Genomic DNA, 22,436 nt, shown 5'->3' with positions numbered 1-22,436 from the left:
ATTTGTTCCCGTTACAAGAGGGCGAAGATGTATTAAATTTACCCAAAATGTGACAAACCCATCTTGAATCGTGTAAGATAACCATGTTAAATTTAAAAGCATATCCGGCTGGAAGCCTAATGAGCGGAGGAACCAAGTGAGTCTGCAAATTCAAATGATAGGTACGGGAAGCGCTTTTGCGAAAACGTACTATAATAATAATGCCTTGGTTTATGCCGGCGGCTTCACGCTGTTAATCGACTGCGGTTATACCGCGCCAAGAGCTCTGCACGAGCTCGGCGTCTCGCTGGATGAAATCGATGCGGTGCTCATCTCCCACATTCACGCGGACCATGTAGGAGGACTCGAAGAGCTCGCCTTTCGCTATATGTATGCTTTTAAAAGAAAGATACCGCTGCTCGTATCCTCCGATCTGGAAACGGTCCTCTGGGAGCAATCGCTGCGCGGCGGACTGGAGAATCTTGCAGAGAACGTTACGACCCTTAACCATTACTTCGATGTCGTTGCACTTGACGAGCATACGCCGACAGCCGTCCATCCCGGTCTGACGGTCGAACTTCTCCCGGCCGATCATATTCCGGGCAAACCATGCTATTCGGTCCTGCTTAACGGCAAAATTTTCTTCAGCGCCGATACCCGGTTCAACGGGCCGCTGCTGCACGAGCTTCACCATAAGGGCTGCACCGCTTTTTTGCATGACTGCCAGCTGTTCTCCCCCGGCCTCGTTCACGCCAGCTTGGACGAGCTGCTTACCCTGCCGAAGCCGATTCAGCAAAAGACGCTGCTGATGCATTATGGCGACGATATGCCGCAGTTCATCGGCAAAACGGGTGATATGACGTTTATCGAGCAGTTCAAAACCTATACGTTCGAAGCATAAAATGTCTCCATCCGGCGCATGATAGTCCGTGGAGGCGATTCCGCATGGAACCAAACAAACAGCAAGTCGTAGCCGTACGCAAAAACGGCGACGGAGACATCGTCGAATTGAAGCTGTCTTCCGGCCAGGTGGTCGATTACTTGGAAGCGCAGCAGCTCGCCAAGAACGGGCAGCTTGAGAACGTGAACGTATTCCGCGGAAGAGACGGGGACGAGCATTTGCGTTCCAACGCCGACGGAGACCCAAGCAACAACCTCGATAACCTGCCCGGATTTTAAACCGGAGAACCAAGCGCAGCCCAAGCGGCATTCCGCTTGGTTTTCTTTTTTAACCTCCAAAAAAAGTTTTTACTGAATTTGGGAGTTCAAGCAGGAATTCCTCCTCCAATACAGAATTTCTTTTAGTACTAATAAAATCTACGGATCAGTCGGGAGTTGGAGTTCCAATATGAAAGGTAGCTGGATCTTCCTCATTTATACCGGTTTGGTTTGCGCTTCCTCCCTCTATCACGATCAAACCTCAAGTCCGCTGCTGCTCGTTCTCGCATCCCTTGGCTACGCATTCACGCATATCCGTTCCGTTCACACGTTCATATCGGCGCAGCTTGCCGTCCAACTCGGTCTTCTCGTCGCGCTCCATGCGGCAAGCTTGAGCGACTGGTGCTTTCCGCTTTATTTGCTGCATATGTGCAAGCTGTTTTACGGGACAGGTCCTTTTCGCTATGCGGTCAGCGCCAATGCGGCCCTGACGCTAGCTTATATCTTCATTTCGATGGCCGGCCGCTCCTTTAGCTGGAGCACGCTGATCGAAGTCGTGTTTACGGCGGGAACCTGCCTGCTGCTTGCTTTTATGTTCCGCAAATACATTTATGATATCGAGCAGCAGAAACAGCTGCTTACCAAGGAGAAGAAGCATCTGAGTACTCACGATTCGCTAACAGGCCTATATAATTTTCAGGAATTTCATAAACAAATGGAGCAGCTCGTTAAACAAAAAGAGCCGGTCATCCTCGTGCTGATCGACTGCAAGGATCTCAAATCGCTGAACACGACAAACGGTTTTCAGGGCGTTAACAAAATTTTAAGACAAGCGGCCGAACTGCTGCGCATCATGTTTCCCGACGCTTTGTTGATATGCCGCTATGGGGGAGACGAATTTGCGATCGTACTCCGATCGGACGATATGCAGCAGACGGTCAATGCCGTCACGCAACTGCTTGCTTCCGAATTTCCCAAGCTGACCGGCATCGAGATCAATTTCGGCATGGCCTGCTATTCGCGGGACGGGGTGAGCAAGGACGATCTGATCGTCGTCGCCGAGCACGGGCTGTATATGATGAAGCGGGAAAGCTGGCTGAAACGCGAGGAGCATATGCTGCGGTCGGAGAAGCTGCGCGTCGTCGGCGAGCTGGCTTCGGGCATGGCGCACGAAATCCGCAATCCGCTGACGACGATCAAGGGGTTTCTGCAGTTGTCCAAAGCCGGGGATTACAACATTGAGCCTTGGTATGAGCTGATTATGGACGAAATTAACCGGATGAGCATGCTGACCGCCGAATTTTTGCAATTTTCCAAGCCGCACGTCACCCAGTATAAAATTCAATCGATTCAAGGCTGTATTTACCGGGTTCTCTCGCTTCTCGATTCGGAGACGACGAGACTCGGACACCAAATAAGGTTCGAACACGAAGATCGGGATATTCAAATGCTGATGGATCAAGATAAAATGCTTCAGCTGCTGTTGAATCTGGTGAAAAACGCCTTTGAAGCCATGCCCGAACAAGGCATCGTCCGAATCCGGCTGTTTGCCGCCGGGTCCGACGCTGTGATTGAAATTTCCGATACCGGCAAAGGCATCCCCGAGTCGGAGCTGGATAAAATTTTTATCCCGTTCTATACGACCAAAGATTCCGGAACGGGTCTGGGCTTATCCATCTGCCATAAAATCGTTCAGGATCATGAAGGGACCATAGAAGTAGAGAGCGTGCCGGACGAAGGCACCAAATTTACGATTACTTTGCCGACGTCCGGGACAAACGATCTTATGGAACCATACGAGAGCCCAGCGTGTACAACGATTTCCGTATAAAAGAGGCCCAAGCATTCCCCGGGCGGTGCTTGGGGAACTCCATCATATAGCTGAGCCAGCCGATTGCCGCCCCGACGGCTGCCCCTCCCAACACCTCTTCCGGCAGATGACCCAATCGTTCCTCCAGCTCTTTGTCTTTCTGATGCACATGACGAGGATGCTGCTCCGTTAATTTAACGAGCACATCCTCCAACTGGTTTACCTCCGAAGCGATCATACCGGCATGACGGCGAATCCCCATGGCGTCGTACATTACGATCAGACTCAATACGGCAGCAAGCGAGAACGAAATGGAGGAAGGACCCTTCTTAAGCCCGATATAAGTCGCAAGCGAAACGACCCCAGCCGAATGCGAGCTCGGCATGCCCCCGGTTCGAAACAGATCCAGCCACTCGAAACGGCCGCCGCTCTGACGGATCCGGTCGGGTATTTTCAGCGCTTGTGCCGTACCTATAGCGGCAAGGGACGTCCATAACGCCCGATTCATGAGCCATCACCTCAAGCTTAGCATCGTAATCCGCCGCTGTTTCTATACTTGTTTTTCGCTTCCAGACTTTCAGCACGACCCTGGAAAAATAAAAAGGCGGAAAAGCTCCCGCCCCTTTGTTACCGATATACGCTTCGGACCTGGGCCTGCGCCCGCGAAACCGCTTCCGAATACTGCTTTTCGGTTTTAATCCGAAATGTAAAAGCATCCCCCAAGTTTTGCTTGCGCAGCATATCCGCTTCGACGCAGCCCCAACGAAGCTTGCGCAGGAACGTCATCCAGCCCGGCTGTACGTCGCTTCCCGATTCCAGCAGCGGCGTCAATGCTGCGAGACAGCTTTGGCGGTATATGCCATGCAAAGGCTCGGGACGTCCCGATACCTCCGGCAGCACGGCATCGTAGCCGAAGACGCTCCGGTGCTCCGCCAGAAAAGAGGCTGCTCTTGCCGAAATGAACGGCATGGCCCCGCCGGTTACCCAGAGCTCCGGGTATCTGGACAGGGTGAGCGCCGCATGAAGCCCGCCGAGAGGTCCGCGGCCCGGGTAAAAATCCGTAATGATGCGTACGGACCGGGGGACATGTTCCAGAAAAATTTTGGGCTCGTTCGTTACGATAATGACTTCTCCGCAGATCGTGAGCATTTCGCGGATTTGCTTCGCTACGACCGTTTCACCAGCCAATACCAACAGTTCCGCGGGCCGTCCTTCAATCCGCCGCGGGTGACCGCCCGCCAATAGCACTCCGGTCATCATAACGTTTTCACTTCCCCCATGTAATGTGATTCTTATCTTCACTATACACGTCGGGCGAAGCGCTGCATGTTACAAAGATCACAAAAAAATATGAAGATTTAAGGAAGTGTGATGTAAATCACATCACAAATCCTACGGAATAGGGTATGTTAGATACAACAAAACCTACAGAGGTCTTAACCAGACCGACGCCGGAGGTATGTACCATGACGGATACGCTGCAACGAAAACCGGTTAGCCAAGTGGCCAATTCGGATTGCTTTACGGAAGAAAGCTTAACGAAGCTTAAGGAAATTATGTATGAAATGAGAGCCGAAGCGGGCAATCATTTGTTCTGGGAAGGCGATTCGGCCGATAAGCTGTACTTTTTGAAGCGCGGTCAAGTAAAGATTACGAAAGCCAGCGATGAAGGAAAAAGCTTCATCCTTTATGTCTATAATACCGGAGACTTGTTCGGACAGGTCGATCCTTTTCAAAATTCCGTTCACAGCTTTAACGCCGAAGTGACGGAAAACTCCATCATCGGGGTCATCCAGCAAAAAGACTTGGAGGTCCTGCTTTGGCAGCACGGAGATCTTGCCGTAGAGTTCATGAAGTGGATGGGACTCATGCATCGGATGACCCAAACGAAATTCCGCGATCTGATGATGTTCGGCAAGCCCGGCGCTCTCTGCTCGACCTTGATCCGGCTGTGCAATACGTACGGCAAAAATCACGGATCGGAAATCGTTATTACCAAAAAGCTTACGAACAGCGAGCTTGCCGACATGATCGGTGCCACCCGGGAGAGCGTCAACCGGATGCTCGGCGATTTGAAACGTGCCAACATTATTGCTATGGAAAACAACTACATCGTCATTAAAGATTTGCCTTATCTCCGCGACATCTGCCAATGCGAGAATTGTCCGGTAGATATGTGCCGCATTTAGAGCCGGGTCAGCATCGAAATCGGGAAGCTGGCATCCGGCTCTTCCCCTAATGTCCCCCAAGCCATAATACCGTTCACATAGCTTAAAATAAACGGAAGCTGTACATGCTCCACCTTATATACCCCTGGCGGAAAATCGGACGGATCGAGCGTATAAGCTAGCGCCGTATAATATTTGCGCTCGATCACGGAGCGCTGGCTTGGAAATTCCGCCCGGTCCAACTCTTCCCGCAGCCCCTTCATTTCCTGTTCCAATTCGGCTTTGGTCATTTGACTGTATAATTTTTTCATTCGCGATTCTCCGTTCCAATATATTGTTCTGCCAGTTTAATCAAGTCAGGTCCGTACTTCCGCAGCCTGCTGCGGGTTTGAGCGAATTCCACTAAGTAACGCGTGGCGTCTTCTTGTTCGAGTCCGGACCAGTATCGCCCGAGAAAATGAAGCGTGAGTACCATGCACCGCAATACGATTAGCTGAGGGAGCGCCTGAATTTCCGCTTCCGTCAAGCTCGCGCTTCTCCCGTACCCGTCAAGGCACGCCTCGATCGCCTCCCAGGCCAAATCGCTGAGCTTTCCGTTCTCGGTCATATCCACCCATTCGTAAAGCAGTACAGCCAGCTCAAGCGCCCGGAAATCGACCATCACAAATTCAAAATCCAAAATCGCCGTCACCCGGTCCTGACTTACAAGCACGTTGTCGCAAACGATATCCGAGTGCACGTGCTGCTGCGGAAGCTGCTGCAGCCAGTCCGGCAAACGGGCCTTGAGCAGCGCCATTTCTTCGCGAAAGCCGTCCGCGGCGGACTCCAGCTCCCCTTTACCGACCTCCGACAACCAGACTTCGAGCTTCTTGCGGGTTACCAATGGATGAATCGCATCCAGGTTATAATAAGGAGCATAGGACGGAGGCCAAGGAACCGTTACCCGCTCCAATGCGGTAACGAGCTCGCCGGCCGCTTGACCGATCGCTCTCGCATGAGCCGGAAGCGCCAGCTCCGCCCGTCCGCCTTCGATGTACCGGAACAACGCGGCCAGCTTACCGTCCCCCGTATCGATATAAGTGTTCCCGTCTTGCGCCGCAAGAGCTACGGGAACGGCAAACGACAAACCGGCGTTTTGGAGCTGCCTTAACACTTCGTGCTCATAGGCCACTTTATTGCGGTCCGCATGGTTTTCATAGATGCGCAGCACAACATCTTGGCTGCCGTACCGGGCGAAGCGGGTCGTATTGTTCAAGCCGTTTTCGATTTCCTTAACGCTCCAAGACTCTTGATCCCCGTAGCGACGTAAAATCGAAACAATTCGTTCCTTTTCTTTTCCGGTCATCTCTCTATTTCTCCCTATAGGATGTCAACAAATGTAACAAAGTTTTAATGTTCTTTCTCGCACAATATTGTATAATAGATTTATCCGAATTTGGAAGGGAGGACCACCTCGAACGAGAGCCCTCCCTTACTCCACAATTCGAATTGAAGTTATCGGAAAAGCGCCGTTCTGACAGCAAGAATCAGAACATCAGCGTCCAACTGCCGCTCTGCTCCTGAGCGGCTTTTTACTGGAAAGCGGTTGCTTAAGCCAGGCACGCTCTGTTATAGTAAACGTTAATTTGCTCTTCACCCTGCTGCAAAGGACTGTTGGAGATGAGTATGGAAAAAAACAAGCGCAGCTTTTTTCGATTGCGCTTTCAGCAGCCGCTATGCGCGGAATTGAAAATTATCGGAATGGCCGATCTTGAGCCGGAATTCAAAACGACGAAAGCCGCCATACTGGACCTTAGCGCCGGTGGAGCCCGCTTTTTTACCGCAACCCCGCTGCCGGATGAAAGCCGTTTATTGATCGAGCTGAAGTTCACCGCACTGGCCAAAGAATACCGCACGCTGGGGGCGCTTGTTCGCTCCGGACAGACAGAAACCGGTCATCCGGAATACGGCATTCAATTTTCACATAACGAAAAGGAGACGGCGGCGTTGGCCAGCATGATCAATCAATTAGCGATCAAGCTTCGCAAAACCACCGTCATCCCGCAGTGCAGCTTCTGTACGGAAGAAGATCTGGCCGAATTCGGAATACTACAGGCGGAGACGGCCAGATAGCCCGGCGATCAAATACGTTTTACCCGAATCGGTATACCCGACCCAGCTGCGGAACAACAATTGTTCCGGCCGAAGGCAGTCGTGAAGATCTTTAAGACCCAGCACCGCGGCTTCGATCCCGTACTGCCCGAACGCTTCGAACAAAAAGCTCGTCCTCTCCTTGTCGTTTCGCCGGCGGTCCAACTCCTCGGCGATCCACTGTTTGTCCTCGTCCAGCAGAATCATGTCCGTCCATACCGTTACCCGGCCGTCAGGTTTTACAAGCGACAGCAGCATCCGGTTATAATCCGATATCAGGCTGTTCCGAAGGTATCCCAGCGCCTCGACAATTTGCCGGGTTTCATTTTCATTGTATTTCTCCATGTAACCGTAAAATTGCATGAGCGCATCCGGATAAAATAATTGCGTATGGACACCCGAGGATACGACAAGCGAAAACGTTTTTTTCAAGTGAGGCATCGCCTCCAGCCCGCGCACGCGAAATGCGCAGTCCCTTAAGTAATCCGTTATTTCCCCGGCTGCTTTGCCTTCCGCCAGCAGCTCCTCGAACGTTTCATAGAAGGAAATTTGGTCCAGCCGGGTGTAGTCGACCCGCGTTAACGAACGCACCCGGCTGTTAGCGATTCCTCCGGCCGAATCGAGCCATTCCTGCAGCATATTATCTTCCGTATCCAGCGCCGTCACCTGCTGAAAATGGGCGGAAAGCCGAGGCAGGCCGACATCGCCGTGATTCCCTGCTCCCAGTACAACGGCTTTCTCCGGCATAGACAACAGCGATACAGAGTCCTCGACCAGCCGATTGACGTGGTAGCGGTGTGTCCCCCATTCCTGCTCGCCCCAATCCAGCGCCTCCTGCTCCGGTTCCGGCTGCTCGTTCTCTCCTCCTGCGATATGCGGCTGCAGATGCGCCCATCGGAAATCTCTCATCAAAGTCCCCTCTTTTCAAATGCATGTCTAACTGACTCTATTATATCATAACGAACGGATAGGGATAAAAGAGAGAGCGATGGCGGAATGAACGCATATTTACAAAAACAAAAAAAATTGCTTCCTATCACTTGACAATATGAGGCTATCTTGGTATTATGAAAAACGTCCCCGCAAGATATGAAACATGACTTGTTAGCTCAGCTGGGAGAGCACCATCTTGACAGGGTGGGGGTCGCAGGTTCGAGCCCTGCACAGGTCATAGCCGAGAAGCCTTGAAACATAAGGCTTCTTTTTATTTTCGCCTTTTCCTCACCACATCAAGATATTGCCCTTCTAACTGTAGTTGGTATCATTTTGGTATCCTTTCTATCTAACTTTTCTTTAACACTTGATAATGCTACTTAATGTTTAGAGGCTAAAAATTTTTGGTATCGTTGGATACCAATTTAAAATGATCTCTGAAAGAACATACTTCCAAATTTTTCTACTGTCCTTATGTCCAACTCGCTCGGCAACTAATCGTCTTTTAACTCTGGATATTTGATATCCGAATAACCGAGCATTTCTTTTTGAAACATAACTTGATCGTAAACAGGAATTTTTTTATCTTTTAAATTTTTTCGAATTTCTCGTTCTTTTTCTTTGATCTTTTCTAATCGTTTTAACTTTGTTTCTTGTTTTAATCCTTTTTAATATGCATCTTTACCTGTAAAAAATGCATTTCTGTTTTCAAGCAATTCATTGTTTTCGCCAAACTCTGAAAAGAAATTTAATCTAATAAGAATATCAAGTTGCCTTGAGTTAACAGATGTTTTTTCTTCAATATCCACAAGTAGCTTAGAAAACATTTCAAATGGTTCAAGGATGCCAATTATTTTTTCCTCATCATCCTCTCTATATCTAACTTTCATCGTTTCAATAAATCTTCTTCGTATTTCAGGTAAGAACTTTTCGGTACTTTCTTTCTTTGACATACCACGTCTTACTGTATCTGACTCTGCCATGCTAAATCCACAGAATTCTACAAGCCAGTTCATGATCCGCTCTTGATACACTAAATATCCCATTGTATCATTTAGGAATTTATTTAATTGCTGGATGTCCATTATCTTTAAATATGCCCGCTGCTAGATCATTTCTATATTTAGGTTTATATTGTAAATTTTTTTATGTGTATTTTACTTTATTACTTAAGAAAAAAAGCTACTGATTTTACGATATCAGTAGCTACCACTCATTTATTTGAGTGGCTTTTTTATTTGCAATAAATGAGAATTAAGTAAATGGAGCGTGATTAAATGGCTCAGATAGCTCTAGTAGGATCTACAATTAGCGGCACAACCGGAAGCCAACATTGTAGACAAACATACTATTATTCATGTAATTGTGGTCCATTTGGTTGTTCAACTTGTACGGGTTACAACTACAGTTCTGCAACAATTAGTTGTTCTGTTTCTTCAGGAGCATCTAATGTATTTGTCAATGGGATTCAAGTTGCTATTAATGGAAGTAGTACAAGTGAAAATGCAAACTTGTCCATCAGGCTACGATAATATTGGCGGTTATAGTGGCTCTAGATCAGTTACAGCTTCTCGAAATGTTTATATCAATGGCACTGCAATCGCATGTAGTGGAGATGTGGTAAATCATTTTAATGGGATTGGGTCGGTAACTTCTGGGGCCTCTAATGTGATGATTGGATAGGTGAAATATGAGGTTGTATCCCGATTATATTGAGAAAATAAAGTATGAAAATATTCATTTCACTGATGAAATAAATTTTAGAATTATTCAGTTAGTGCAAAGGCTCCAAGATGAGCCTCACATGTCAATGGTTCGTGACGTATTTGATGATGTTGAGATTGTTGTAATGAAGCAATTTCATATTGAGAATCGAAAGGAGTACATTAGGATTTCAGTGAGCCGACAAAGGGAAGAACTATTAATGAGACTTCAAGATTTCAATTTGTTATTCGACTGTGAGGTACCTTCTTCGTTACCAGAGGGCGAGTGTGAGGAATGCAATAAGAAAAATGAAAGTTCCTGAATCTACCTTTCCTATTAAAACCATGGTATAATAATCCAATCACAATAGATTTGGCTTTATGGGCGGTCGGCTAGTCTCCCGGAAGGGAGGTGATGCCTGTGGAGGTTAAGGACACTTTGACTTTGATGATCGGCTTCGGGATGCTGCTTATAGCGCTACTCGCACTGATAGTTAACATCATCGTCGCTCTTATCCAAAACAAAAAGAAATAGACCGCCCTTGTGATGAGGTATGCGGTCTATTTCACTTCCAGTTACCTTGAGCCAACCGCCCTTAAAAGCGGCTATTGTGCGAGAGTCGTGTTGCGAGCACGACTCTCTTCTTATTTTATACTGTTTACTGGTATTTTATCACAATTATTATTTATCATAAAGAGTTAATAAGACTATAAATAGTTCAAAATAAGCACATTTTTGACTATTGAAAATTTGGAAGCGAGCCTTTAGTCCTATTCGAGTATGTTTAAAGTTTCCTGAAGCGATCAAAAGGTGATTTTTTATGCCCATTAAAAACATAGAATAGAGGGATTGACTTACAAAATCAGGAATATCAAATATTAGATTAGAGATGAAATATTGAAATGCCCAGTAGCGCATAGTTATAACAGTATTGGTATAGACTTTTGAAAACCTTAAGTTACACATAAGAAAGAGGACTCTAATTATTTGATTCTACAGGCTCTTTTCTATTCCCTCATTTTTTGCCCCAGCAAAGCTATTGCCCTTCTAACCGCTTTAGATTGTCTAACTTTACTGCAGCGAAAGCAATCAAATTACCACATTAAGCTATTATATTCCTATTTTTTCAAATCTATAAACCTACTATAATCAAATTATTAATTGAAGAAGGCGCCGATCTTCTATTAATAGATGAATCGAAGAAAAGAGGTATGGAGATGTTCAAAAAATCCCTCATCTTTGCGCTGGTCTTCTTACTGGCCGTCGTTACGCCTGTCAGTTCGGCTGCCAGTTACACATACTCCAAAGTAACGGCTTCCAATGGTGTCGTATTGCATGCGATGAAAGCTTCGCCCAACGACATTAAATTAAAAGCGATCAGCAGCAATTTAAAAAATCAAAGCAGCTACGGCATCAACGGCGGCTTTTTCGGTTCCGGCGGAACTCTGCTGTCGATTGCAGTCAATAATCATGTACCGGCCGGTGGCGGGTCCATCGGCGAGCTTTATAAAGGCGCCGCAAACGTTGGTTACGCGCGCGGGACTCTGGTATGGGACGCCAAAGCAAGCAAATATTCGGTACAAGTCGTCAAATGGGCCAGCGACCTGAAGGTCTCGGATACGTCCAACTATTGGGCGCAAGGGGGAATCAGCATGCGCTTAAGCAGCGACTCGACCTGGAAAAGCCAAGCGACCGCTGAAAATATTCCGGGAGGCGTTAACGGCACAGCCTCCGGCCGATCGGCGCTGGTTTACAACTCGGGAGGAAACATTTGGCTCGTCGTCACCAATACGACCTGCACCCCCGAGCAATTCCGTACCGCCATCAAAGAAAAAATCGGCTCCGGCACTTTGGTTGACGGCATATTTTTGGACGGAAGCGGCTCTTCCCAAATGAAAGCCAAGACGTCCACAGGGCAAGCCATAGAAGTTACCGGCGACGGACGAACCGTCTACCAGATGGTCACATTCCAATAGGCTCCCCCGCCTCATCAAAACCATGCCCCGTAAAGCGTCCGGCGCTTTGCGGGTATTTTTTCATTTTTTCCTCTTGACTTCTTCCTTCATTTGCTGTATATTACTTTTTGCAGCGATAAAAACGTGACTTGTTAGCTCAGCTGGGAGAGCACCATCTTGACAGGGTGGGGGTCAGTGGTTCGAGCCCACTACAGGTCATCATGAATAAGTCCGAGAATCTTTCGATTCTACGGGCTTTTTTCTATTTCGCTCCTTCATCACCACATCAAACGGCTGCCATTCTAACTAGCGACCATTCCTTGCTCCAATGGTTCTTTAGTTATCCAGTCTGCTTACTTGACCACGAAGCCTTTTTTGAGCCGTTTAACATTTCAATACATTTTTCGTAGTTCTTTTGTCTCTGCAACATTCTCTGTACACGATCTTTTATTTTCCTTGCCTCAAGCTGATATCTAGCATCGCCAAACATTTCATATAGCCTCAAGTAATCGTTGTATTCATCCAAATACATGTTTATATCCACTTTCGTGTTCAAGTTTAAGTCAATATATCTCATATGAATTTCCTCCTTCAGGTTACTCATGAAGTTTGTAAGTAACATTATAAAGAAGGATTATGATATTAACTTTAAGCTTACCTTACGAAAAACTTAATTTTTTTACTTAATGCTTATCACATCATTCATTTTTTCTGACGAAAGCGTTTCTGGAAAATTTTAAATATGTAAAAATATATAAATTGGACATATTACCATTGAATTCAATTCACTAAAAAGGAGATGTGCACATGGGGATCTTAAGTGGTAATCCAAAGGACGAGCCTCTACACTATGGTGAAATTTTTAATCTGTGGCAATTCTCAATGAAGGCTAAGGGTTGTGTTTCCGCATATCGAGTTTATCAATATCACGCCGGTGATGGTGACCTAAAAAAAGTACTTGGCGATCTAATTAATCAAGCTGAACTAGAAGTAAGTGAATGCGATACAATACTCACTCATAATGGCATTGCTCCTTCTCCAGTTATGCCTTTAAAACCGGAAGCCAAGCTCGAAGATATCCCCATCGGGGCCAGATTTACTGATCAAGAAATTGCACCAATGATTGCAGCAGATACTTCAATGGGCTTGGTGGCATGCAGTCAAATTATGGGCATGTCAATTAGAGAAGACATTGGAACATTGTTCGCCAAGTACCATGCCACAAAGGCCGCTCTCGGCTTAAAAATACTAAGAATGAGCAAAGAAAAAGGTTGGCTAATCCCTCCCCCATTACAGGTGAAGAGACCAGAATTAGCAGAAGTATAAATTCTTTACATCCTGCATTATGTGCAGGTTTTTTTCTTATAAAACGAACCTTGCCCTTTAAACGCCATAAAAATATCCCCCTTAGAATTCATCGGATAAACCAAGAGTTTTTCCAATGTCCATTTTAAGGGGTTTTTATGGCTATTTAATTGTACATCTTGATACTATCCCCGTATCACTGCCCTTAAATTAAGCTGATCGTAATACCGGACAAACAATTTCGTCGTGTTGATCGCATCGACCAAGGCGGAATGGAGTCTGCCTTCTTTCTCGATTCCGGCTTGTTCAATTGCATCCTTCAGCTTCATTTGATTGCGCTTGACCAGCAGCTGCGAAATCGGCCTCTGAATGTCATGGTAATGGTTCAGCCAGCTTTGGGGCAAATCGAATCGCTTGCAATGCTCCAGCAAAATTTTGCGGTCATCGATCCCCCAGCTGCAGAAGTAAACCAGCTCGGAACCGATCCATTCCATAAAACGGTCATACCCCTCGCGAAACGGGACTACCTGGCCCAGATCCTCTTCTTTCAAGCCGATAAATTTTAACGTCTTTTTGCCGAAACGTCCTTTAATTTCAGGGAACGTATAGCATTGAAAACAATCCTTGCCGGTTTCGCCTGGGTCATACGCATTCAGATTCACTTTGCATGCGCCAATCTCTACGATCTCGGGGATTTCGCCTTTTACGGTTACATACGTGGTCTCTACATCAAAGATGACTGCGAGCATTCTTCTCTCCTGCTTGAGAAATTTTATCTAGTTTGTCCACCTTCTGCGTATCGTTATACTTGGCGCAAAGCGGAGCGGCTCAATTCACCGGCTCGGCTTCGAATCGCTTCAATAATTTGTGCTGATGAGCCTTGGCGGCATCCTCCAAGGTAAATCCGTATTTATCGGCCAAAATAGCCAGATTCGCCAAAATATCTCCGAGCTCCCCCATCAGCTCCTCCTTCAAAACCGGCTCGGGCTTTACCGCTTCGTCCGGACGATCGCGACCGATTTCATATGTACGCACGGCTTGCGCCAGCTCTCCCGTTTCTTCCATTAGAAATCCCATACGCTCGAAGACGCCGTATTGCGTCCAGTTCCGTTGTCCGTAAAATTGCATGACCCATTCCTCAAAATGCTTCATTCAGCTCTCCACCTTCTCCGAAAAAATGTAACACTCTCTCTATTCCCAGCTCTATTGGACAATTACAGGGTACCATAACATCACAACCTGATGGAAGGCCTATGCAAAATAAAGAAGATAAAATAAAACTAACCTTATCTCCTCTTCGTTTGTCGAATCCTGATAGTCAAGCTCGATCCCCGATTTACAGCACCTTCTCCCCTCTTCTCCTCGTCCGGAAAAACCGTGCGGTTAAGCGTCTGCGCGGTTTTTCTTCCTAATCCTTCGTCACATGCGGATCGTCTTGGGCTATCTAATCCTTGAATTTCTTATCGGGTAATGGCAACTGGATAATCTTTAGTAAAACTTTATACCATTTTGAGTGATATTTCAGATTTTTGCGCATATAATGTGTCTATAATTGTCATATCGTGACTCGAAAAGGAGAAAACCTATGTACTATTGCCTCGCTTGCCAAAAGCTTCACAAGCCGAACCCGCTCAAGAAATACGTCGTCTTCAAGACAGGTTTTCATTTCATCCATTCGATCAAATATAACGCAGGAATTTGTCAGGTTGTCTCCGATTCGAAAGAAAACGTTAGTGTAAACCCGGTATCCGCTTAATGGCTGTACATGCCGCCGGACTTTGCTTTTTTCAGCGCCCTGCTGCTCTTGGGAACTTGCTTACCGCCCGTTAATCCCAAGCTTTCGGCTTCGTATTCGGACGTTTCGTACGAAGTCGGTCCAGCAGAGAGCGCTTTTTTTTCGCTTCCATCAACATACGAATCTCTTCCATCAGCTTCCGTAATCGCTCCTGATCCCCGTGGCGCGACTCTTTCAACTCATCGTACAGATTGCTTCTCACATCCATCCCTCTCCTTAAGCCAGTTCCCGCTGTCTCGCTGATGTCGACGGCGTTCGTTTCGTGGATGTAACCGGCTGTACGGCCCATATGCGATCGATAGCAAAGCATCGGACCGCTTCGCGCTCCATGCAATAACCCCGAATGAAAGCAGGCTGCACGGAGCGAATGATGATCCTCCGCTTGCTAAATTGCCCGGAACGGTCCCCGTAAATGATCTCAACCATGCGCCCTGTGTACTTTTGCCATGGAAACACGATTTCCCTCCTCCCCGAAACAAGAACATTTGTTCTTCTATCTTTATTTTATACCAAACATGCGTTCGTAATTCAAGTGGTGGAAAATTCTTGTGCCGGGATAAACTAGAGGAATGAAAAGAGATCAGGACGAGGAAATCGGCTTGGGCGAGCCGTTTATTTATTGGAGGAACAAGCGTTGACTTTGCGGTTGACACGCAAATAAAAGGCACCCCGGAACGGGATGCCTTATGATCGACCGGGGCCTAGCGGCGTTTGCCGCCTTTCCTGCTCCAATCGATGACGTTATCTTTAGGCTCTGCATTGATTTCTTCGTTGCGCAGCATTTGCGACAAGTCCTCGATCGTCTTGTCGAGCAGCTCGCCCTTATGCTTGGAAAACAGGCGCCGGCGCTCCTTGAGCAGAACGTCGAGGATCAGCTTCTTTTGACGGTTACTGAACAGCATGTCGTTTCCCCTGCCGTTTACTTAATTTTTTCTTCGTAGGACAAGCAAGGCTTGCCCGAGGAACGCAGAACCAAAGCGGAGGGCATATCCGCGGTTTTGAAGCCGTAAGCGCGGCAGCCCCTGGGAAAGCCCGGATCCCAAGTCACATAAAAGTGCTTGCACTTTAAACAGTTTATTTTCGGATTGGGCATCGCTTTTCCGGAATTCATGCGCGCCTATCTCGTCGATTGGAAAAATTCGATCCATTCGCCATCCGGGCCGTAGAAAAAGAAATAACGCGAGCCATTGGGCAGCGTCGTAATCTCTTGATCGATCAAACGCACGTCGAGTTCTTTGATGCGGGCGAACTCCTCCTCAATGTCGTCTACCGTAAAAGCGACATGATGCACCTTGCCTTCCGCCGGGAGCCCGTCGTTATAGCCTTGGACGAGTTCCAGCTCCGTTTCACCCGTCGCGTTGAAACCGAGAAAAGCCAGCGTGACGACGCCGTTCGTATGAACGAGCTTATCCTTCAGCTCCAGGCCTACGACGTCTTTGTAAAACTGAACCGATGTGTCGATATCTCGGACCATAATGCCTACGTGCTCTATTTTTTTGCGTGCCATCGTCTTCTCTCCCTTATCCGTTCGTTTCCAGTCTAACAAAACGATTATATCACAGAACGGAAACGGAAGCCTACGAAAGCCTGTGCATACTCAACAAATTGATAAGCTCTCTATCCAGCTTTCTCCTCCTCATTTCGGAGGAAGTCCCCGCAGCAATTGACGGATGTTTTTCACCCGGGTATCCGCACGAATCGTTCGGACCGATCCGAATTGCACCATGGACGCTGTAGAAATGGCTTCCACCCGCACATCCCCGGCACAGATGAACGGACACGTGTTGGTCACGTCCATCTGCACTGCCGGCTCCTGACGGGCCTTAGGAAGAGAGGCGGAATAGATGGGGTAAGCGCTCAAATTCCCTTCATCTCCGTAAAAAACCGGAATTTCCCTTTGAACGGCATAAACGTAGGAGACCGGGGAAAAATCGACCAAGTCCCCCACAAAAATAGCGGAGCCATAACCCGTATCGTTGACCTTCAAGCTTCGCACAACGGATGTGCGCGGAACGCAAGCCATCAGGCGCCCCCGGATGCGAGCGGTACGAGCGGCCCGATAATAAGCGATTCGGGCGGCGTATCGAACACGCTGGACAAACTGATCACCTCGGCGTCGCCAATCAGGAAAACCGACGAGCTGGCGACACCCTCGACTTGGATATTGCCGACACAAATCTGTTTATTCTCCACCTGCAGATTCATTCGGAGCTCCACCTCCGGTTTTTCGTTTTGAGAAATATTGTTCAAGCCCAAGCCGAATATCCCGGATTACCTTGTCCGCGATGCTCTGTTCCTGCTCTGTCGTCAAGATCACGACGTCCGGGTCGAGTCCGTATTTTAAATAATAATCGATCCGCTGCCCGATTTGCCCCTGGAGATCGCCAATGATGGATTCCGTCGCATCCTCATCCAGCTTCACTTGGTGCTTCTCTTCCAGTTGAACCAATTCGGCGGGACAGGAATGCTGCAAATAATCCGTCACCCGCTGTTGGATACGTGCAAATGACTCTGATCTGGCCGTATTGGTTTGAATCGTTTCACCACCGACCTCCATATCCTCGACCGATTGTTCGCCAAGTCCGGCAGGTGATAGTCCGACGTTAAGTGTCCCATCGAGCTTCTCGACTTTCAACTGGTCGAATTTATACTCGATTCGTTCGATCGTCACCCCCCGCTGCTTTTTTACCGATTCAAGCTCTTGGGAAAGCGACTCGACCTTATTTTCCAAGGAACGGATGCGGCTCGTCTGCCACTTTAAATAGTCGTTCAGCTTTTGAAAGTAAGATTCCGGGTAAGATGAATACATCCGTCATACCTCCGTTTACCTGGAAGGTGTAGGAAGCGGCACCAAGGAGAGAGGGCTGGGACCTTCTACCACACCCTGCTGCCCCGCTTGCGGAGTGGCCGTCAGACCGGTAAATTGCGGGGCAGGGCCGGTAAACCCTCCGGTATTATATAGATTGGCCAGCGCGCGAATCGTACCGGCAGTCCCGATCTGAAGCACGGAAGAGTTCGATACCGCGCCGATCTTGAAATTTTGAATGACGATGCTTTGATGTATAATTAGCTGCATGGCGGTTTATACGACACCTGCCTTATCCGCGGAAGCCACATTCGAGTCAGCGACGTCATTGTCGTAAGTATTGGTGGTGCTGACCATATTGCAGACCCGCAAATGATCTCCCGTATTGAAAGAACCCGCCCCGGCAAACGTTTTGGACGTTACGCTCGGAGCCAGTTGAATCGAATCTCCTACGTGCACGATGGAGCCTGTACCGACATTCACAATTTTGATGGCGCCCACGATAGCCGGCATGAGGCAGCACCCTAACTCAAATGGTTTTATTGTAGTATATGATCCAAGGAGAAGAAGTATGTTTTCGACAGATAACGGGGACTCATGGTTTTCGCTTCGTGCTCATATACTGGAATGAGTAAGGAGTGGATAAACATGGGCGATTCCAAAAATAACAACTCGTTTTTCGATATGAATTGGAAACAGTTCGAGCAGTTTTTTAACGGGAAGCTGCCGTTCCCTACCCCTTCCCTGAGCGGCGACAACGGAGACCCCGTATCCTGGGTGGAGGGGTATATTAAAGACGTTCTAAACCGGGCATTGCCCAACGTCGAAGTCCAGGCGCTTAAGCATCATTTCCATTCAGAAATCTTCGACACCCATAACAATGTCATCGCCAAAATCCATATCCCCGACAAAGTACAAGCTCGCAAAATCCGGTTGATGCTCAATCCTTACCAAATCCATTTGGAAGGACTGCCGGACGACAAAACGCAAACGATCCGGCTCGCTAACCAGATAGTACCGGAAAGCTGCAAAGCCGTTTATAAAAACGGCATTCTTCAGCTGCACATGCGCAAGCAGCCCCTTGACCATCCCTATACGGACGTCAATATCCGGTTTATGTAGCTCTTTTCCACAAACAAAAACGTCCCAAATCCGGCGCGAAACGGCCGTCTGAGACGTACAGTATGGGTCGTAATCCAATGGGCCCTGTTTGTCTATGTACCCTAATTATTCGCCGCGTTATTGGAATCGGCAATGTCCGGATCAAAATTATTGGTAAAGCTGACAAGTGAGAACGTTGCGCTGAAATCGCCGGTATTGCTGCCACCCGCACCCGAGTTTGCTTTTGATGTGCTTTTCGGGTTCACCTGGAGTACATCGCCAAATATGATTTCCCCGTCGGCACCGGTAATTTTGATCGGAGCCAAAATAATCGAAGGCATGGGAGCCCTCCTTCCTGATGGTGTTCTAAAGTATATGAGGCTCCGAAGCAAAAATCTCCTCCTCCAACGAAAAAGAGTTTTGCTCTGAACGAATCAAAGCAAAACTCTTTATGTATGCTGCTGCTTTCTGGAACTGCCGAAGACCGGACTCGAACCGGTACGGTAGTCACCTACCGCAGGATTTTAAGTCCTGTGCGTCTGCCAATTCCGCCACTCCGGCGCAGTTCTGTTTGGTGGGCCCTGAGGGACTCGAACCCCCGACCAATCGGTTATGAGCCGACCGCTCTAACCAACTGAGCTAAGGGCCCTTGAAGCTTTGGTTGCGGGGGCAGGATTTGAACCTGCGGCCTTCGGGTTATGAGCCCGACGAGCTACCGGGCTGCTCCACCCCGCGTCAGAAAATCCACACTGTATAATGACAGCGACAAAGATAACTATACACCAACTTAAACGCCGGAGTCAAGTAAAAAAATTAGACAGTATAGCGGACGCCGAAACGGCCTTTTTTGGAGCGGAACACCTGGACTTCGCTTGGACATTCGTAACCGTAAATCCACCAGTCTTCCTCCATCCGCTTGGCCAGGCACCCGGCTTGAAACTTGCTGTCGTACAATTTCACCCAATACACCCAGTTCATATTATTTTCACTCCGCTTATCGAATGAAGATGAAGTTTTGTTAGTATCTTAACCCAAAAAAAGCTCCCTTATTTGCACAAGGAAGCTTCTCCAATATATAACAAAAATGCGGCTTCAGCCCACGTTTTCTCCCGACGGGGCAATATAAGCTACGACGTTGTCCCGTTCATCCGCATCCCGCTGCCGATGGGCCAGACGGCTTGATGCCGATGCCGCGATGCTGGCAACCAGATCATCCAGGAAGGTGTGTACACCGTTTCCGTTTTTGGTATCAAGGCGCTTAATAATTCCGACTTTTTGTTTATCTAAATGGCCAAAAGTCGTAAGTGCGATGCTGCCGTACCCGAACACCGACCCGAGAGCCAGCGTTTCATCGCATCCGAACAGCCCTTCGTCGCTTTCGATAATCGATTGCAGCGGCTCGGACAACAGACCTTTTTCAGCCAATACGTCCAGCTCGATACCGACGAGTATCGCATGCTGAAGCTCCCGCTTCTGCAAAACCGCATGGACCGATTCGAGACAAGTCTCCAGCGTCAAATCAGGATGATAAGGAAGCTGCATTTCTCTGACGATCAGGGCTATATCTTCCATCGTAACGCCGCGTTCCTCCAGCTTTTGATATACCGCGGCTTTTATTTCTTTGCTGTGAACCTGACGTTTCATGAGAATCGCTCCTTTAATGGAAATGCTATCATTATACCATGGTCCATATTCGCATACTATGGGACAACTGGTGATAGTTGGGGAAAAGCCGACCCCAGAGGCCGGCTTTCGTTTGCTTCAAAAGATGATGAATTAAGATTGCTTAAGTACTGTGAGCAGACGCTTGGACTTCTGTCCGCCAATCGTCGTAAACTGTTCGTAAATCCGAACCGTCAGCGGGTAATCGAATTGTTCCGTGCTGCCGTCAAAGGTGATATTGTTTTCGCCGGTAGTCAGACGGTTAGCTCCGACAAACGATCCATTGCCTGTTCCGATCAACCGGTCTGCAGAATCGTACAGCTCGAACAGCAGTCCCGAGAAGCTCGGATCCACTTGGACTTGATCGTGACGGCTGACTTCCATAAAGAATTTCGCTTTGTACTGGTAATTCTTCGCTCCCATGGCATTGAAGCTTGTACCGATTTGCCAGTTGTTCACTTTAATCTCAAACGGATACAGCGCAAACGTATCCTTGCTCTCCTCGGTTTGAAGCGCAATGCTGTAAGCGCCAATCGTCGACTTGTACGGAGCAGCCGTCTTCGTATCTTGGATCTTCAGTGACAGACCCTTTCCGGTTTCGGAAACCGGGATCGTATAGAAGTAGTTCACGGTGAGCGAAGAATTCGGAAGCACGTTCGGCGTCGTAATATTTTGACGGCTGCCGTTGTACTCATAACCGTCCGAGCTGACCAGATCCGTCGCAAATGCCGGAACGGCAAGCGGTCGGTCCGTCTTATTGGTAAGCTTGAATTTGGCCGAGACGGTTTTCGAACCTTCTTCCTTGTTGTCAAACATATGGAATTCGATAACGGAAACATCCATATCGGGATGAATCAGTTGGCTCCGTTTGTCCAGCGACATTGGAGTGCCGAGCTTATAGGACAGGACCGCTTCTCCGGTTTGCTGCGACGGCAGCAAAATGTTCAGTCGCCCTACGTTATATACGCCGGCCGCACCAGCAGCTGCACCGGCATTGGCACCCGCTCCTGCTCCAGCCGCACCGCCTGCCCCGGCTCCTGCACTGCCTGCGCCTCCGCCGATCCCCGCTGCGCCTGCTACAGCAAATTTTTCAGGCGTCAGCACGTTCAGACTGGTCAAGATCGTATCTTGGTCTGTCGGAATCGCAAAGTGAATGTATTTTTCTTCCTTCGCTTCCAACGTGACGTTTCCTTGCTCTACCAGACTTCCGGAAAATACTTTTCCCGCCGCCTTGCCGTCTACTGTAAAAGCCGGAATCGTTTCGCGCTGGTTCGAAGGGTTATAAGCAAGCAATTGCACGACGTATACGGTACCCTTTTCCGTCGACTCCTTGTTGATCGCCGCCGGCGTATATTGAATCGGCGAGGTTAAGGTCGGGATCGTAAAGGAATCGGACCACTTCTTAATCGCGCTCGGATCGGTAATCGGCGTATCGCTGCCCTTCCAAGGCTCCCCTGTAATTGGGGCTGCCACAATCAGCGTCTCCTTCTTCGGATACACGTAGTAATCGACATCGGTCCAATTCACTTGGGCCAGATTTACGGTGTCGGTGCGGTCAATGACGGTCATATAGCTGAGCTCCGTGTTCGCTTTCGGCTGAATCGACTTCACATTCGAAACGCTTGGCTGCAGCGTATATTCGATGCCTTCGCTGGTTTTCAACCGCAGTTCGTAGTCCGGTACCCGCGTCGAGCCGGTCCCGTTATTCTTCATTCGAATGACGACACCGAGACGGGTACCGTCCTGAATTCGTTCGTTTAATACGCCCTTGACTTCCACATCGAGAAGGTCGGTCAGTTTATAGGTTACGACAGCTTGCGCCGCAGGCTCACTTCCTGTAGGCTCTGCTGCCAGAGCGGAATAACCTGTGCTCATGAGCGAGGCGGTAATAACGACGGATGCTACGGTTTTTTTTAGCTTGTTGTTCACT

General features: G+C 48.2%; 32 protein-coding genes and 5 tRNA genes. 12 read left to right on the top strand and 25 right to left on the bottom strand.

Going from position 1 to position 22,436, the window contains the following annotated elements; genetic code table 11:
• Positions 1-136: 136 nt before the first annotated feature.
• The 3 genes from PEH01S_RS19360 to PEH01S_RS19350 all read left to right on the top strand — a co-directional run bounded on the left by PEH01S_RS19360 (position 137) and on the right by PEH01S_RS19350 (position 2,968).
• The gene (locus tag PEH01S_RS19360) at positions 137-880 is read left to right on the top strand and encodes an MBL fold metallo-hydrolase (RefSeq protein WP_127487488.1); all 744 of its coding nucleotides are present in this window, start codon (positions 137-139) and stop codon (positions 878-880) included.
• A gap of 44 nt (positions 881-924) precedes the next feature.
• Positions 925-1,158, top strand: a complete 234-nt coding sequence (locus PEH01S_RS19355; RefSeq protein WP_025853309.1) for a DUF3892 domain-containing protein — start codon at positions 925-927, stop codon at positions 1,156-1,158.
• Between the two features lie 169 nt (positions 1,159-1,327).
• Positions 1,328-2,968: an ATP-binding protein gene (locus PEH01S_RS19350; protein ID WP_127487485.1), complete on the top strand. Its 1,641-nt coding sequence runs from the start codon at positions 1,328-1,330 to the stop codon at positions 2,966-2,968.
• Here PEH01S_RS19350 and PEH01S_RS19345 read toward each other — a convergent pair.
• Both PEH01S_RS19345 and mobA read right to left on the bottom strand, forming a co-directional pair.
• Positions 2,922-3,455: a divergent PAP2 family protein gene (locus PEH01S_RS19345; protein ID WP_127487483.1), complete on the bottom strand. Its 534-nt coding sequence runs from the start codon at positions 3,453-3,455 to the stop codon at positions 2,922-2,924. The genes PEH01S_RS19350 and PEH01S_RS19345 overlap by 47 nt on opposite strands.
• A 119-nt stretch (positions 3,456-3,574) precedes the next feature.
• Entirely contained in the window at positions 3,575-4,207 is a 633-nt protein-coding gene (mobA, locus tag PEH01S_RS19340) for a molybdenum cofactor guanylyltransferase (RefSeq protein WP_025853313.1), read from the bottom strand.
• Positions 4,208-4,413: 206 nt separating this feature from the next.
• Between mobA and PEH01S_RS19335 the strand changes: the two genes are divergently transcribed.
• Entirely contained in the window at positions 4,414-5,136 is a 723-nt protein-coding gene (locus PEH01S_RS19335) for a Crp/Fnr family transcriptional regulator (protein WP_025853314.1), read from the top strand.
• Here PEH01S_RS19335 and PEH01S_RS19330 read toward each other — a convergent pair.
• Together PEH01S_RS19330 and PEH01S_RS19325 are read right to left on the bottom strand one after the other, a co-directional pair.
• Entirely contained in the window at positions 5,133-5,426 is a 294-nt protein-coding gene (locus tag PEH01S_RS19330; RefSeq protein WP_025853315.1) for a DUF1811 family protein, read from the bottom strand. The two genes, PEH01S_RS19335 and PEH01S_RS19330, sit on opposite strands and share 4 nt — an antisense overlap.
• Positions 5,423-6,460, bottom strand: a complete 1,038-nt coding sequence (locus PEH01S_RS19325; protein WP_127487480.1) for a phosphotransferase — start codon at positions 6,458-6,460, stop codon at positions 5,423-5,425. The genes PEH01S_RS19330 and PEH01S_RS19325 overlap by 4 nt, the downstream gene beginning before the upstream one ends.
• A gap of 320 nt (positions 6,461-6,780) precedes the next feature.
• On the opposite strand from PEH01S_RS19325, the gene PEH01S_RS19320 reads away from it, so the two are divergent.
• On the top strand, positions 6,781-7,227 hold the full coding sequence (locus PEH01S_RS19320; protein ID WP_246062996.1) for a PilZ domain-containing protein: 447 nt from the start codon (positions 6,781-6,783) through the stop codon (positions 7,225-7,227).
• Here PEH01S_RS19320 and PEH01S_RS19315 read toward each other — a convergent pair.
• A complete protein-coding gene (locus tag PEH01S_RS19315; RefSeq protein ID WP_025853319.1) occupies positions 7,204-8,154 on the bottom strand; it encodes a hypothetical protein in 951 nt (316 codons plus the stop codon). The genes PEH01S_RS19320 and PEH01S_RS19315 overlap by 24 nt on opposite strands.
• Before the next feature lie 189 nt (positions 8,155-8,343).
• Here PEH01S_RS19315 and PEH01S_RS19310 point away from each other — a divergent pair.
• Positions 8,344-8,416: transfer RNA gene (locus tag PEH01S_RS19310), tRNA-Val, on the top strand.
• A gap of 430 nt (positions 8,417-8,846) precedes the next feature.
• On the opposite strand, the gene PEH01S_RS19305 is transcribed toward PEH01S_RS19310, so the two are convergent.
• Positions 8,847-9,263: a hypothetical protein gene (locus PEH01S_RS19305; RefSeq protein WP_127487476.1), complete on the bottom strand. Its 417-nt coding sequence runs from the start codon at positions 9,261-9,263 to the stop codon at positions 8,847-8,849.
• Positions 9,264-10,296: 1,033 nt separating this feature from the next.
• On the opposite strand from PEH01S_RS19305, the gene PEH01S_RS35840 reads away from it, so the two are divergent.
• The 3 genes from PEH01S_RS35840 to PEH01S_RS19295 all read left to right on the top strand — a co-directional run bounded on the left by PEH01S_RS35840 (position 10,297) and on the right by PEH01S_RS19295 (position 12,056).
• Positions 10,297-10,416, top strand: a complete 120-nt coding sequence (locus PEH01S_RS35840) for a putative holin-like toxin (protein ID WP_275452177.1) — start codon at positions 10,297-10,299, stop codon at positions 10,414-10,416.
• Between the two features lie 683 nt (positions 10,417-11,099).
• Positions 11,100-11,858 (top strand): hypothetical protein, encoded by a 759-nt coding sequence (locus PEH01S_RS19300; protein ID WP_025853322.1) that lies wholly within the window; start codon positions 11,100-11,102, stop codon positions 11,856-11,858.
• Between the two features lie 125 nt (positions 11,859-11,983).
• Positions 11,984-12,056 (top strand) — tRNA-Val (locus PEH01S_RS19295).
• A gap of 121 nt (positions 12,057-12,177) precedes the next feature.
• On the opposite strand, the gene PEH01S_RS19290 is transcribed toward PEH01S_RS19295, so the two are convergent.
• Positions 12,178-12,414, bottom strand: a complete 237-nt coding sequence (locus PEH01S_RS19290) for a hypothetical protein (protein ID WP_127487474.1) — start codon at positions 12,412-12,414, stop codon at positions 12,178-12,180.
• Between the two features lie 230 nt (positions 12,415-12,644).
• Between PEH01S_RS19290 and PEH01S_RS19285 the strand changes: the two genes are divergently transcribed.
• Entirely contained in the window at positions 12,645-13,163 is a 519-nt protein-coding gene (locus tag PEH01S_RS19285) for a DUF3231 family protein (RefSeq protein ID WP_025853325.1), read from the top strand.
• Between the two features lie 164 nt (positions 13,164-13,327).
• On the opposite strand, the gene PEH01S_RS19280 is transcribed toward PEH01S_RS19285, so the two are convergent.
• The gene (locus PEH01S_RS19280; protein WP_127487472.1) at positions 13,328-13,891 is read right to left on the bottom strand and encodes a 3'-5' exonuclease; all 564 of its coding nucleotides are present in this window, start codon (positions 13,889-13,891) and stop codon (positions 13,328-13,330) included.
• 79 nt (positions 13,892-13,970) lie between these two features.
• Entirely contained in the window at positions 13,971-14,294 is a 324-nt protein-coding gene (locus tag PEH01S_RS19275; protein ID WP_127487470.1) for a MazG nucleotide pyrophosphohydrolase domain-containing protein, read from the bottom strand.
• Positions 14,295-14,727: 433 nt separating this feature from the next.
• Between PEH01S_RS19275 and PEH01S_RS36170 the strand changes: the two genes are divergently transcribed.
• Entirely contained in the window at positions 14,728-14,898 is a 171-nt protein-coding gene (locus PEH01S_RS36170) for a DUF3973 domain-containing protein (RefSeq protein WP_164827942.1), read from the top strand.
• Between the two features lie 70 nt (positions 14,899-14,968).
• Here the strand turns inward: PEH01S_RS36170 and PEH01S_RS34675 are convergent, their stop codons facing one another.
• The 9 genes from PEH01S_RS34675 to PEH01S_RS19230 form a co-directional block, all read right to left on the bottom strand.
• Positions 14,969-15,139: a hypothetical protein gene (locus PEH01S_RS34675; RefSeq protein WP_164827939.1), complete on the bottom strand. Its 171-nt coding sequence runs from the start codon at positions 15,137-15,139 to the stop codon at positions 14,969-14,971.
• 14 nt (positions 15,140-15,153) lie between these two features.
• Positions 15,154-15,393, bottom strand: a complete 240-nt coding sequence (locus PEH01S_RS19270) for a hypothetical protein (RefSeq protein WP_246062994.1) — start codon at positions 15,391-15,393, stop codon at positions 15,154-15,156.
• 245 nt (positions 15,394-15,638) lie between these two features.
• Positions 15,639-15,839 (bottom strand): hypothetical protein, encoded by a 201-nt coding sequence (locus tag PEH01S_RS19265; RefSeq protein ID WP_025853329.1) that lies wholly within the window; start codon positions 15,837-15,839, stop codon positions 15,639-15,641.
• Positions 15,840-16,054: 215 nt separating this feature from the next.
• Positions 16,055-16,444 carry a VOC family protein gene (locus PEH01S_RS19255; RefSeq protein ID WP_025853333.1) on the bottom strand — a complete coding sequence of 130 codons (390 nt, stop codon included), beginning with the start codon at positions 16,442-16,444 and terminating at the stop codon, positions 16,055-16,057.
• A 129-nt stretch (positions 16,445-16,573) separates the two neighbouring features.
• Positions 16,574-16,960, bottom strand: coding sequence for a spore germination protein GerPE (locus tag PEH01S_RS19250; protein WP_127487468.1), 387 nt, complete (start codon positions 16,958-16,960; stop codon positions 16,574-16,576).
• A complete protein-coding gene (locus PEH01S_RS19245) occupies positions 16,960-17,142 on the bottom strand; it encodes a spore gernimation protein GerPD (RefSeq protein WP_025853335.1) in 183 nt (60 codons plus the stop codon). Before PEH01S_RS19245 ends, PEH01S_RS19250 begins: the two co-directional genes overlap by 1 nt.
• A complete protein-coding gene (gerPC, locus tag PEH01S_RS19240) occupies positions 17,120-17,746 on the bottom strand; it encodes a spore germination protein GerPC (protein ID WP_025853336.1) in 627 nt (208 codons plus the stop codon). The genes PEH01S_RS19245 and gerPC overlap by 23 nt, the downstream gene beginning before the upstream one ends.
• Before the next feature lie 15 nt (positions 17,747-17,761).
• The gene (locus PEH01S_RS19235) at positions 17,762-18,013 is read right to left on the bottom strand and encodes a spore germination protein GerPB (protein ID WP_025853337.1); all 252 of its coding nucleotides are present in this window, start codon (positions 18,011-18,013) and stop codon (positions 17,762-17,764) included.
• A 6-nt stretch (positions 18,014-18,019) separates the two neighbouring features.
• Entirely contained in the window at positions 18,020-18,256 is a 237-nt protein-coding gene (locus tag PEH01S_RS19230) for a spore germination protein (protein ID WP_025853338.1), read from the bottom strand.
• 135 nt (positions 18,257-18,391) lie between these two features.
• Here PEH01S_RS19230 and PEH01S_RS19225 point away from each other — a divergent pair, with 135 nt between their 5' ends.
• On the top strand, positions 18,392-18,865 hold the full coding sequence (locus PEH01S_RS19225; RefSeq protein WP_025853339.1) for an Hsp20/alpha crystallin family protein: 474 nt from the start codon (positions 18,392-18,394) through the stop codon (positions 18,863-18,865).
• Between the two features lie 101 nt (positions 18,866-18,966).
• Here the strand turns inward: PEH01S_RS19225 and PEH01S_RS19220 are convergent, their stop codons facing one another.
• The 7 genes from PEH01S_RS19220 to PEH01S_RS19195 form a co-directional block, all read right to left on the bottom strand.
• On the bottom strand, positions 18,967-19,185 hold the full coding sequence (locus PEH01S_RS19220; protein ID WP_025853340.1) for a spore germination protein: 219 nt from the start codon (positions 19,183-19,185) through the stop codon (positions 18,967-18,969).
• 134 nt (positions 19,186-19,319) lie between these two features.
• Positions 19,320-19,405: transfer RNA gene (locus tag PEH01S_RS19215), tRNA-Leu, on the bottom strand.
• Positions 19,406-19,416: 11 nt separating this feature from the next.
• Positions 19,417-19,493: transfer RNA gene (locus PEH01S_RS19210), tRNA-Ile, on the bottom strand.
• Between the two features lie 9 nt (positions 19,494-19,502).
• Positions 19,503-19,579: transfer RNA gene (locus tag PEH01S_RS19205), tRNA-Met, on the bottom strand.
• 78 nt (positions 19,580-19,657) lie between these two features.
• Positions 19,658-19,822, bottom strand: coding sequence for a hypothetical protein (locus PEH01S_RS34670; protein ID WP_010492025.1), 165 nt, complete (start codon positions 19,820-19,822; stop codon positions 19,658-19,660).
• Between the two features lie 114 nt (positions 19,823-19,936).
• The gene (locus PEH01S_RS19200; protein WP_025853342.1) at positions 19,937-20,488 is read right to left on the bottom strand and encodes a phosphatidylglycerophosphatase A family protein; all 552 of its coding nucleotides are present in this window, start codon (positions 20,486-20,488) and stop codon (positions 19,937-19,939) included.
• A 132-nt stretch (positions 20,489-20,620) separates the two neighbouring features.
• The gene (locus PEH01S_RS19195) at positions 20,621-22,435 is read right to left on the bottom strand and encodes a hypothetical protein (protein WP_127487466.1); all 1,815 of its coding nucleotides are present in this window, start codon (positions 22,433-22,435) and stop codon (positions 20,621-20,623) included.
• Position 22,436: the final 1 nt, after the last annotated feature.

Source organism: Paenibacillus ehimensis NBRC 15659 (assembly GCF_004000785.1).
Classification (GTDB): Bacteria; Bacillota; Bacilli; order Paenibacillales; family NBRC-103111; genus Paenibacillus_G; species Paenibacillus_G ehimensis.
Note: the sequence above shows the minus strand (reverse complement) of the source record. Positions and strands in the feature narration are given on the sequence as shown.